We start from the raw sequence: 11,164 nt of genomic DNA on the forward strand, positions 1-11,164 counted from the left end.
CGCTGGCGAGGATGCGGGCGCGACGTTGAGCGGGGCGGCTTCATCCACGCATGGCGTGGATCTACTGACTAGACGACACCGGCGATGTACCTGGCGCTGGCGAGGATGCGGGCGGGGCGTTGAGCGGGGCGGCTTCATCCACGCATGGCGTGGATCTACATAACCGGGTCGGGGTCACACCACCCCGGCGATGTACCTGGCGCTGTCGCACATACGCAGCGCCAGGCGCATCGCCGGTGCAGACGGGCCGGTCTCCAACTCCGACCGGCCCTGATCGCGGCCGCACCCCCGCAGGCGCTGGCCGCCATCCACACACGTGCCGCCGTCAGGCGGCTTCGGACACCTTCACTTCGCGACGGGCGCGCACGGCAGCCGCCAGCCGCTCCAGCACCGTCACGGTGGTATCCCAGTCGATGCAGCCATCGGTGATGCTCTGGCCGTAGACCAGCGGCTGGCCTTCGACCAGCTCCTGGCGGCCACCGACCAGATGGCTTTCAACCATCACACCGACGATGCGCTGCTCGCCGTCTTCCAGCTGGGTGGCGATGTCTTCGATCACCTTCGGCTGGTTTTCGTGGTTCTTCAGGCTGTTGGCGTGGCTGGCGTCGATCATCAGGCGCATCGGCAGCTTGGCCTTGGCCAGCGCCTGGCAGGCTTCGGCGACGCTGGCCGCGTCGTAGTTCGGCTGTTTGCCACCACGCAGGATCACATGGCAGTCCGGGTTGCCGGTGGTGGAGACAATGGCCGTGCCGCCCTGCTTGGTGACCGACAGGAAGTGATGCGGGTTCGAGGCCGCGCCCACGGCATCGGCGGCGATCTTGACGTTGCCATCAGTGCCGTTCTTGAAGCCGACCGGGCACGACAGCCCCGACGCAAGTTCGCGATGCACCTGGCTTTCGGTGGTGCGTGCACCAATCGCGCCCCAGGCCACCAGGTCGGCGATGTACTGCGGCGAGATCACGTCGAGGAACTCGACACCGGCAGGCAGGCCGAGCTTGTTGATGTCGCGCAGCAGGCCACGGGCGATGCGCAGGCCCTTGTCGATCTTGAAGCTACCATCCAGGTCCGGATCGTTGATCAGGCCCTTCCAGCCCACCGTGGTACGCGGCTTTTCGAAGTACACGCGCATGACGATCTCCAATTCGCCGGCCAGCGCGTCGCGCAGCGGCTTCAGGCGCTGTGCGTACTCGATGGCGGCCTTCGGGTCGTGGATCGAGCATGGCCCGACCACCACGGCCAGGCGGTCGTCGCGGCCATGCAGGATCTGGTGCAGGGCCGCGCGCGAGGCGCTGACGGTGTCGGAGGCTTCGTCATCGCAGGGCAGCATCGCCAGCAGCTGGGCAGGCGGTGTCAGCGGTTCGATGGTGCGGATACGCAGGTCGTCGGTGTGCGGGGGCATGGTGGGGGTCTCTACGGAACGTTGGGGGTCCGCAGCGTGGCGACATGAAAAAAGCCGCCAGGTTCGCTGGCGGCTTTCGGGAATGCGTCTGAAGCTTTCTTCAGGGTGAGCGCAATCCTTCCTCCGCCGGGGGCTTCGGAAAGTAATACCAATAAAAGCTGGCGTGGGTTGCGTTCATGGGATCTATTGATAACACAGGGTTTTGGCAGGTGCCAACTGTTTCATCCGCAACTGCGGGCGCGGTTCAGCGGACTATCGGCCGCCATGCACTTCCACGTCCAGCAGCAACGTTTCGTGGATGTCCACCCAGCGCTCCACTACCCGGTCCAGTTCCTGCCGGGCCTCATCCAGCTGTTCGGGGTTGAGCATGGACCTGGCCGTATACAGATCGGACACCAGCTGCCGCAGGGTGGCTTCCTGGATGGCGACCACCGGCCCTTCCAGGCCGGGTACCTGCAGCGCAGGACTGCTGCCCAGCGCTCCGTACAACGTCACCTGGATCTTGCTCTGCATGCTCGACTTCCCTGCGAATGGATACGGCCGAGCGCCATCTTTACCCGGAATGGATGACACGCGCATGTGCCACCGCAGGCCGAATTACAGCGCTGCGAGGTCCGCCAGGTGCTGGGCCATCGCATCCACGGCGCCCACGGCATTGGTGGTGGCGAAGTAGTCATGCCAGCCGGTGGCGCTGATGGCGGCCATCAGCGCATCGGCATCTGCACGGCTGGCGCACTGCCAGACGGCGTAGTACTGCGCGGCGCTGGCATGTGGCACCTCGCTGGCCACGCGGCCCATCGCCAGCGGTGCGATGCATGCAGGGTCGAGTTGCTGCATGCCGGCGCCGATACGGCTGAAGAAGGTGTTGCGTTGTTCGGCGGACAAAGCTCTCCAGGCCGGCGTCGCGGTGTACAGCTCGATGAGGAGGTGGGACATGGGGTCTTCCTTGAGGGTCATGGGGTTGCCGGCCAGCGGCCGGCATCAGCGGGAAACGGGTGAACGGTGCTGCGTTACAGCGAGCGCAGCGCGCGTTTGCGGATGTAGGCGTTGGCGACGCTGTCGTGCGTTGACTGCCACTTCTTGCACACAGTGCGCACCCAGTCGGGTTGGCCCTTGCCGGCGTCGTTGAGCCAGTTGCCCACCGAGTCCTGCACGTAGCGCTCTGGATCATCGGCCAGTGTTTCCAGCAAGGGCAGCACGTGCTCGGGCTGCTGCTTGAACAAGGCAATATGCGTGGCCCAGACACCGCGGGGGCGCAGCGCTTCACAGGCGAAGCGGCGTAGATGTGGCGAAGGCTGCTGCGTCCAGGGTTGCAGCAGGGCGAGCGCCTCCAGTGGCCCGGCGACGATATCGCTGCGCAGCGCCAGCCACGCCCATTCGCGCACACCGAAGTGCGGATCGTCTGCCAGTGGACGCGTCGCCTGCAGCTTGTCGGCCAACGTCGCCTGCGCGTCAGCACCGATCAGATAGCACGCCCACCCCCGCACGGTGTCGGAAGGATGGGCCCGCCAGTGCTGCACGTCGCCCTGCCCTGTCTCGCGCAGCAGCGCTGCGGCCAGGGCCATGCGCTGGGTGATTCCCTTGCCCGCGGCGGCGCGCATGCGCTGTATCGCGGCCGGTGGCAAGGTCGGTGCCACTGCCTGCAGCAACGCCGCGAAGTCCACCGCCAGGCACTCGGCCAGATGCGTGCTGGCGGCGCTGCCCGCATTGAGTGCCTGCAGGCGTGCGGAGGCGATGGCAGTGCTCATGCGCCTGTTTCCTGGCCTGCGTCGGTGTGTCGCCAGACCTTTTCCAACAGCAGCGACAACTGCGCCTGTTCGCTGGAATCAAGACCGTTGAACAGTCCGCCGATCCATTGCGTGTGCTGGTCGAACAACTCATCTGCCAGGCGTCTGCCGCGTGCCGTCAGCACGATCTGCAGACGGCGGCCATCTTCGGCGTCGCTGTGCCGCTGCAGCAGGCCGTCACGCTGCAGGCCATCGAGCAACCCACTGATGGTGGCGCGGGTGACGCCGGCACGTTCGGCCAGCTCGTGCGGCGGCAACATGCCGCCGGCGCCGTGCAGCAGGAACAGCACGACGAAGCGGCCTTCGCTGAGGCCGTGCGGTGCCAGCCGTGCAGCGCAGTCACGGTCGATCGCGCCGGACAAGGCGAGCAGCTGGAAGCACAGGCGCAGCGGGCCCAGGTTTGCGTCGCTACGACGCTCTGCTTCGTTGATGAGGGCAAGGTGTTTGAATTCCAGCACGCGCGTCATTCATTATGATTAGTCGCCTAATCATAGTATGAAAATAGATGTAACGCATAGCGCAGGCGCCTTTACGGCGCCACGATCAGCCTCGCCACAAGGCCGCCGTCTTCACGGTCCAGCAACTGCAGTTCACCGCCGTGACGGTGCGCCGCGTTGGCGGCGACTGCCAGGCCCAGCCCGGCGCCTCCCGTGTCGCGACTGCGCGAAGTTTCGCTGCGCTGAAACGGCTGCAGCAGGCGCTGCCTGTCTGCCGCTGCGATGCCGGGACCGCGATCCAGCACCTCCAGATGCAGCCTCTGTCCCACCCGTGCAACACGCAGCTCCACTGCACCGGCGTAGCGCGCTGCGTTGTCGATCAGATTGTCCAGCGCCCGCCTCAGCAGCAGCGCATCCGCGTGCCACGACAGCTCGGCAGGCAATGTGGCAATGATGACCACCCCACGCCCGCGCGCCGACTGCACGCAGTCGTCCAGCAGGGCCACGATATCCAGCGGCTGCAGCACAGGAGGTTCAAGTTCCCCACGCGCGTAGTCCAGAACCTGCTCGATCATGGCGTTCATGCGTTCGATGTCAGCCACCATGCGCGCTGCCTGCGCTGGCGGCGCGCTGTCGGCACGCAGGCGCAGGCCGGTCAGCGGCGTGCGCAGGTCGTGGGCTACGGCGGCCAGCATCCGGGTCACATCGTGGGCCTGACCGCGCAAGCGTTCGCGCGCCGCGTTCATTGCCGCGGCCAGCACCTGCACCTCGTGCGGCCCTTCCACCGGCAGGGGAGCGCTGGCCTGCAGCGACAGATCCGCACTTGCATCGGCCAGCCGCCGCAGCGGACGCGTCAGGCGCAGCGCCAGCCAGGCGGCCGGCGGCGCCAGCAGCACAGCGCCGGCCAGCAGGGCCAGCAGCACCTGCCGGCGCCACTGCAGCAGCTCGCTGTGGTTGGCGCCCACGACGCTCCACCGCCCATCGGGCTGCTGCACTGCCAGTTCAAAGGCGGGCCAGCGCAGGCCCGGCAGCAGCAGCGCCTGTTCCACCGTGGCGCGCTGCTCGGGCCCGGTTTGCAGCAGCTGCCCCTGCTTGATCACCTGCACCTGTACAACGGCCGGGTCGGGCGTGCGCCGCCAGACCGTGCGCACCCGTGCACGCGGCACCTGCAGCTGCGCGGCTGCCACGGCACTCATCCAATCGTTGTCCACGCCGGCCGGCGCGTTGGCCTGGCTCCAGCGACGCAGGCCCAACGGAGCGGCCGCACGACCGCCCATGACCTGCACGGCGTCAAGCAGACTCATCTGTGGTGCGGCCGGGCTGGGCACCGCCCAGACCACGGCAAAGCTGACCAACTGCGCCACCAGCAGGGTGGACAGGATCAGCAGTGCCACCCAGGTCGCGGTCCGCCAGGGACGCTTCATCGGCGGCTGACCGAGGCGGAGAACCGGTAACCTTGGCCGCGCAGCGTCTGCACCAGTGCTTCGCCGCCAGGCGCGACCTGCGCAAGCTTGCGCCGCAGGCGGCTGATACCCAGATCGACGGCGCGGTCGAACGACTCGCTGGCATCGCCCCGGGTAAACAGCAGCAACTGCTCGCGGCTGAGCACGCGACCGGCGCGCTCGGCCAGCGCGCACAACAGCGCGAACTCGCCGCTGGTGAGGGTGACGTCGGCCCCGGCGGGCGTCAGCAGGCGATGGTGTTCCAGCTGCAGCTGCCAGCCATCGAAGTGCAGCACCGCGGCCTGCGCGCTGTCGGCCTGCTTCTGCACCCGCCGCAGCAGTGCGCGTACCCGTGCCAGCAGTTCGCGCGGGTCAAAGGGCTTGGCCAGGTAGTCATCGGCACCCACTTCCAGGCCGATCACGCGGTCGGGCGTGCTTGCCATCGCACTGAGCATCAGGATCGGGGTGCCACTCGATTGCAGGCGACGGCATACCGACAGTCCATCTTCGCCTGGCATCATCCAGTCCAGCACGATCAGGTCGGTGCCCCGCTGGGCAAGCAGTTCGTCCAGTGCGGCCGCGTGCGCCGCCACCCGTACGTGGTAGCCATGCGCGCGCAGGCAATCGGCAATCGCTTCGCGGATGCTGAGGTCATCGTCGACCACCACGATGTCGGTTGCTGCAGTCATGCGGCGATTATGGCGCGCGTTTGTATCAGGACTGTATCTGCCGATGCCGGAGCGGACATCTGCCGGATACGCGGGGGGGCTGCAATGGCCTCCCCAATGGAGACCTGCACGATGCGAATCCGTACCCTGCTGGCGCTTGCCTGCATGACCACGCCACCGCTGATGGCCGCCCCGGCTGCCCCGCAAACCCATGTACTGCCGATGTGGATGCAGGGCGGGCACCCCGCCGTGGCGGTGCAGTTGGGCGACAGCGTCGAACCGCTACACTTCGTCATCGACAGCGCCGCTGGCGCCACCATAGTGGATGAGGCGACAGCCCGCCGCCGTGGGCTGGAAGATGCGGCCAGTGCCGAGACACGCGTGGAAGGCGCTACCGACCGCAGCACGGTACTGCGGCGCACCCGTAACGCGAGCTGGCACCTGGGCACCTTCGCCTTTGACGCTGCGATGCTGCAGACCGATCTGAGCAGGCTTGCCGGCAGGACTGGCCGCCGCATCGACGGCATTCTCGGCAACGATGTCACCAGCCGCTTCGACACCACCTATGACATCGCCGCGCAGCAGGTGCTGCTGCAGCCGCCCGGATCGCTGGTGCACGATGACGCATGCCTGCGCAATGCCCTGCCCGTGCGCGATGCCAGCATGCAGCGCTTCGGCTTCGTGCAGATGCAGGTGCCCGGTACCGACGTCGAGGTCATTGCGGTTGTCGACACCGGCGCGGCACAGACGGTGCTCAATGCAGCCGCCGCTGCAGCACTCGGTTTTCGCACCGACGGCAGCGACGCACGAGTGACCGTCCGCGCCAAAGGTACGCAGGGCCTCGGCGAACGGGTGGTGGAAACCTGGCTGGCGCCCTTGCCGGGACTGCGCATGGGCAGCTGGGAACACCCGACGCAGGAAGTGCGCATCAGTGAATTGCCGGTGTTTGCCTCGCTGGGACTGAAAGAACGGCCCGCGTTGATTCTGGGCGCTGATGCCATGACAGATACCCGCGTGCAGATCGGCAGCGGCGCCGAGTGGATCTGCCTGCGTCGCAGTGAAAAGCCGCAGCTGCAGGACACTCCCGCAACTGCCCGGTAGTTGCGCAGCGAACACCGATCATCGCCCACAAAAAAACCCCGCCTTGCGGCGGGGTTTTTCATTGCAGCAGGGAAGCGTGCCGACCTGGGTCGGCAGCTACCGGCGCAGCGGGACTTAGAAGTCCATGCCGCCCATGCCACCCATGCCGCCCATGCCACCAGCGCCACCCATGGCCGGCTCGTCCTTCTTCGGAGCGTCGGCAACCATGGCTTCGGTGGTGATCATCAGGCCAGCGATCGAGGCTGCGTTCTGCAGCGCCGAACGGGTCACCTTGGTCGGGTCCAGGATGCCGAACTGCAGCATGTCACCGAACTCGCCGGTGGCGGCGTTGTAGCCGAAGCTGCCGGTGCCTTCCTTGACCTTGTTGACGATGACCGACGGCTCTTCGCCAGCGTTGGCGACGATTTCGCGCAGCGGAGCTTCCATCGCGCGCAGGGCGATCTGGATGCCGTGGTTCTGGTCTTCGTTGGCACCCTTCAGGCCAGCCAGCGCGGAGACCGCACGGACCAGGGCAACGCCGCCGCCCGGAACCACGCCTTCTTCAACGGCCGCACGGGTCGCGTGCAGGGCGTCGTCGACGCGATCCTTCTTTTCCTTCATTTCGATTTCGGTCGAAGCGCCGACCTTGATCACTGCAACGCCACCGGCCAGCTTGGCCACGCGCTCCTGCAGCTTCTCGCGGTCGTAGTCCGAGGAGGTGTCTTCGATCTGGGTCTTGATCTGCGCAACGCGCGAATCGACCGCAGCCTTGTCACCCACGCCATCGATGATGGTGGTGTTTTCCTTGGAAACCTGCACCTTCTTGGCGCGGCCCAGGTCCTTGATGGTGGCCTTTTCCAGCGACAGGCCGACTTCCTCGGAGATCACGGTGCCGCCGGTCAGCACGGCCATGTCTTCCAGCATCGCCTTGCGACGGTCGCCGAAGCCCGGTGCCTTGACGGCCACGACCTTGACGATGCCGCGGATGGTGTTGACCACCAGGGTCGCCAGCGCTTCGCCTTCGACTTCCTCGGCAACGATCAGCAGCGGCTTGCCGGCCTTGGCGACGCCTTCCAGCACCGGCAGCAGGTCACGGACGTTGGAGATCTTCTTGTCGTGCAGCAGGATGTACGGGTCATCCAGGTCAGCGGTCTGCGACTGCTGGTTGTTGATGAAGTACGGGGACAGGTAGCCGCGGTCGAACTGCATGCCCTTGACCACGTCCAGCTCGTTGTCCAGGCCCGAGCCTTCTTCAACGGTGATCACGCCTTCCTTGCCGACTTCCTTCATCGCGTTGGCGATGATCTGGCCGATCGACTCGTCCGAGTTGGCCGAGATCGTGCCGACCTGGGCAATGGCCTTGTCGTCAGCGGTCGGCTTGGAGATGTTCTTCAGCTCGGCGACGGCGGCCACGACGGCCTTGTCGATACCGCGCTTGAGGTCCATCGGGTTCATGCCGGCAGCAACAGCCTTGGCGCCTTCGCGGATCAGGGCCTGGGCCAGCACGGTGGCGGTGGTGGTGCCGTCGCCGGCGTCGTCGTTGGTACGCGACGCGACTTCCTTCACCATCTGCGCGCCCATGTTCTCGAACTTGTCAGCCAGTTCGATTTCCTTGGCGACGGACACGCCGTCCTTGGTGATGGTCGGGGCGCCGAAGCTCTTCTCGAGCACGACGTTGCGGCCCTTCGGGCCCAGGGTGGCCTTGACGGCATTGGCGAGAACGTTGACGCCGCGCACCATGCGCGAACGGGCGTCTTCACCGAAACGAATATCCTTGGCAGCCATTGCAGTTACCTCATTGGTAGCGCCGGGCCATGCCCGGCGGCTGGGTGTTTGGAATCAGGGTATGAAGCAGGTCGCGCCGACGCTCAGCCGATGACGGCGAGCACGTCGTCTTCGCGCAGGACCTTGTACTCGACGCCTTCGCTCTTGTAGGAGCTGCCGGCGTACTGGCCGTAGATGACCTTGTCACCGACCTTCAGCGACGGCGCGCGCACGGTGCCGTTGTCCAGCGGCTTGCCCGGGCCCACGGCCACGACTTCACCCTTGGTGGACTTTTCCTTGGCGGAGTCCGGGATCAGGATGCCACCGGCGGAAACTTCGTCGGCTTCGATCGGCTTGACCACAACGCGGTCGTGCAGCGGCTTGATGCTCATGTGGGACCTCTTAAGTTATTGATTGGTCTGAAAAAGTCCGGCGATGTTAGCACTCGCACCAGGCGACTGCCAGCAACGCGCGTGAAAAAGCCCGACAGGTCGGGAGCACGACAGAGATGGAGACCTCCGGAGGCCTTTCAAGGCCCGCCGCCGAAATTTTTCTGCGGAGACCCGGCGGCGCTCCATTCCTGCGCGGACGCCTTTATAGGGATGCGACGCGGCAAGCCAAGGGGGAAATCGCGGGCATTTGGTGACCGCCGTCTCACTGTCAGATATCTGGCGTTCATTTACGACAAAGTGTCACCAGATCGGCTTTAGGGTGGCCCGGCATTCCCAATCACAAGGAGTAGTCGATGCGATTGCTGTCCCCGCTCGCCGCCGCCTGCCTGCTGGCACTGGCTGCCGCGCCGGCCCAGGCCGAGGTCTTCATCAACGAACTGCACTACGACGACAGCACCGCTGCCGGTGACGTCGGCGAAGCCATCGAAGTGGTCGCCACCGCCGGCGAGGACCTGTCCGGCTACCGCCTGTACCTCTACAACGGCAGCAATCCGTCGGCCGCCACGGTCTACGCCAACAACGCGGTACCGGCGGGAACCGCCGCCAGCTGCGGCAGCGCCACCCTGGCCGTGGTCACCTACCCCACCAACGGCCTGCAGAACGGCCCCAACGACGGCATCGCCCTGGTCGACGCCAGTGGCAAGGTGGTCCAGTTCCTCAGCTACGAGGGCGCGATCACCGCCTCCGGTGGCCCCGCCGCCGGCATGACCAGCCAGAACATTCCGGTTGCCGAAACCAACAGCACCGCGGCGGGCACCTCGCTGCAGCTGACCGGCAGCGGCAGCCAGTACGCGCACTTCACCTGGGCCGAATCGGCCAGGCAGACCTTCGGCAGCTGCAACAACAACCAGACCTTCAGCGGCGGTGGCACCCCGGGCCCGAACACGCCGCCGTCGGTGTCCACCACCACGCCGGCACAGGGCAGCAGCACCTTCCCTGCCGCCGCCGACCTGGAAGTGGTGTTCAGCGAGACGGTCAACCTCGCCAGCGGCGCCTTCGCATTGACCTGCGGCACTTCCGGCAGCGTGCCGCTGACCTGGCCGGCCAGCGGCAGGAGCGTGAAGCTGTCGACCAACACCGCGCTGGTCGCCGGTGAAGCCTGCCGCTTCGACATCCGTGCCGCACGCATCACCGATGCGCAGGGTGCCCGCCCGGCGACCGACAGCCGCATCGCCTTCATCGTGGCCACCACCACCGGCAATCCGGACCCGGGCAATCCCGGCGGCCCGGCGGGCTATTACTCGAAGGTCAACACCAGCAGCCCCAGCCAGCTGCGCTGCTCGCTGCACGCCACCATCAAGGGCCACACCGCGTATCCGTACAGCGGCTCGGGCACCAGCACCTGGACCATCCTGGAGATCGCCGACGAAGATCCGAACAACAGCGGCCGGATCCTCGATGCCTATCGCAACCGCAGCTACACCAAGGTGACCGACCGTGCCGGCAGCGGCGGTGGCCTGAAGTACAACCGCGAGCACACCTGGCCCAATTCGCTGGGCTTTGCCAGCACCACCGGCGACAAGGGCCTGCCGTACGCGCCCTACACCGACACCCACATGCTGTACCTGACCGACGCACAGTGGAACGCCGACCGCGGCAACAAGCCGTTCGGCAAGTGCGATGCCAACTGTGGCGAGCGTGCCACCGAGGCCAACAACGGCCACGGCGGCGGCAGCGGTGGTTACCCGGGCAATTCGAACTGGGTGCGCACGCCGGATGGCAATGCCGGTACCTTCGAGGTGTGGGGCCATCGCAAGGGCGACATGGCACGTGCCGTGATGTACATGGCCATCCGCTATGAAGGGGGCAAGGATGCGGCCACCGGCCAGTCCGAACCGGACCTGGAACTGACCGACGACCGCAGCAAGATCGTCAAGACCAGCAGTTCGCCGGCCTACATGGGGCTGCTGTCGACCCTGATCGACTGGCACCTGTCCGATCCGCCGGATGCCGCCGAGCAGGCGCGCAATGACGTGATCTACTCGTTCCAAGGCAACCGCAACCCGTTCATCGACCACCCCGAGTGGGCCACCCCGGCCCTGTTCACCTCGGCCAAGCCGGCCACCTGCCAGCTGGCCAACTGACCGCGCAACGCTGCGGTCCACTGCCGTCGCCGGGCCCTGCCCCGGCGACGG

The 11,164-nt window shown here is 66.5% G+C and carries 11 protein-coding genes; 2 read left to right on the top strand and 9 right to left on the bottom strand.

Features of this window, described 5'->3' with window-relative positions; genetic code table 11:
* Positions 1-325 precede the first annotated feature (325 nt).
* The 7 genes from ACFX4F_RS19825 to ACFX4F_RS19855 all read right to left on the bottom strand — a co-directional run bounded on the left by ACFX4F_RS19825 (position 326) and on the right by ACFX4F_RS19855 (position 5,754).
* Positions 326-1,399, bottom strand: coding sequence for a 3-deoxy-7-phosphoheptulonate synthase (locus ACFX4F_RS19825; RefSeq protein ID WP_099820502.1), 1,074 nt, complete (start codon positions 1,397-1,399; stop codon positions 326-328).
* A 252-nt stretch (positions 1,400-1,651) separates the two neighbouring features.
* Positions 1,652-1,912 (bottom strand): hypothetical protein, encoded by a 261-nt coding sequence (locus ACFX4F_RS19830; protein ID WP_025878654.1) that lies wholly within the window; start codon positions 1,910-1,912, stop codon positions 1,652-1,654.
* An 84-nt stretch (positions 1,913-1,996) separates the two neighbouring features.
* The gene (locus ACFX4F_RS19835) at positions 1,997-2,335 is read right to left on the bottom strand and encodes a DUF6616 family protein (protein WP_380658023.1); all 339 of its coding nucleotides are present in this window, start codon (positions 2,333-2,335) and stop codon (positions 1,997-1,999) included.
* Between the two features lie 74 nt (positions 2,336-2,409).
* Positions 2,410-3,147, bottom strand: a complete 738-nt coding sequence (locus ACFX4F_RS19840) for a DNA alkylation repair protein (protein WP_099820500.1) — start codon at positions 3,145-3,147, stop codon at positions 2,410-2,412.
* Positions 3,144-3,644, bottom strand: coding sequence for a MarR family winged helix-turn-helix transcriptional regulator (locus tag ACFX4F_RS19845; RefSeq protein WP_099820629.1), 501 nt, complete (start codon positions 3,642-3,644; stop codon positions 3,144-3,146). The genes ACFX4F_RS19840 and ACFX4F_RS19845 overlap by 4 nt, the downstream gene beginning before the upstream one ends.
* 71 nt (positions 3,645-3,715) lie before the next feature.
* Positions 3,716-5,011 carry an ATP-binding protein gene (locus ACFX4F_RS19850; protein WP_099820628.1) on the bottom strand — a complete coding sequence of 432 codons (1,296 nt, stop codon included), beginning with the start codon at positions 5,009-5,011 and terminating at the stop codon, positions 3,716-3,718.
* Between the two features lie 32 nt (positions 5,012-5,043).
* Positions 5,044-5,754, bottom strand: coding sequence for a response regulator (locus ACFX4F_RS19855; protein ID WP_099820499.1), 711 nt, complete (start codon positions 5,752-5,754; stop codon positions 5,044-5,046).
* A gap of 111 nt (positions 5,755-5,865) precedes the next feature.
* Between ACFX4F_RS19855 and ACFX4F_RS19860 the strand changes: the two genes are divergently transcribed.
* On the top strand, positions 5,866-6,834 hold the full coding sequence (locus tag ACFX4F_RS19860) for an aspartyl protease family protein (RefSeq protein ID WP_099820498.1): 969 nt from the start codon (positions 5,866-5,868) through the stop codon (positions 6,832-6,834).
* A 114-nt stretch (positions 6,835-6,948) separates the two neighbouring features.
* Here ACFX4F_RS19860 and groL read toward each other — a convergent pair whose 3' ends face one another.
* Together groL and ACFX4F_RS19870 are read right to left on the bottom strand one after the other, a co-directional pair.
* Positions 6,949-8,598: a chaperonin GroEL gene (groL, locus tag ACFX4F_RS19865; RefSeq protein ID WP_025878650.1), complete on the bottom strand. Its 1,650-nt coding sequence runs from the start codon at positions 8,596-8,598 to the stop codon at positions 6,949-6,951.
* Positions 8,599-8,681: 83 nt separating this feature from the next.
* Complete coding sequence (locus ACFX4F_RS19870) at positions 8,682-8,969, bottom strand: co-chaperone GroES (protein ID WP_089237231.1); 288 nt, start codon at positions 8,967-8,969, stop codon at positions 8,682-8,684.
* Between the two features lie 353 nt (positions 8,970-9,322).
* Here ACFX4F_RS19870 and ACFX4F_RS19875 point away from each other — a divergent pair, with 353 nt between their 5' ends.
* Positions 9,323-11,113, top strand: a complete 1,791-nt coding sequence (locus tag ACFX4F_RS19875; protein WP_380658027.1) for an endonuclease — start codon at positions 9,323-9,325, stop codon at positions 11,111-11,113.
* Positions 11,114-11,164 lie beyond the last annotated feature (51 nt).

It is taken from the genome of Stenotrophomonas sp. YIM B13575 (assembly GCF_042787595.1).
In the GTDB taxonomy this organism is placed as follows: domain Bacteria; phylum Pseudomonadota; class Gammaproteobacteria; order Xanthomonadales; family Xanthomonadaceae; genus Stenotrophomonas; species Stenotrophomonas lactitubi_B.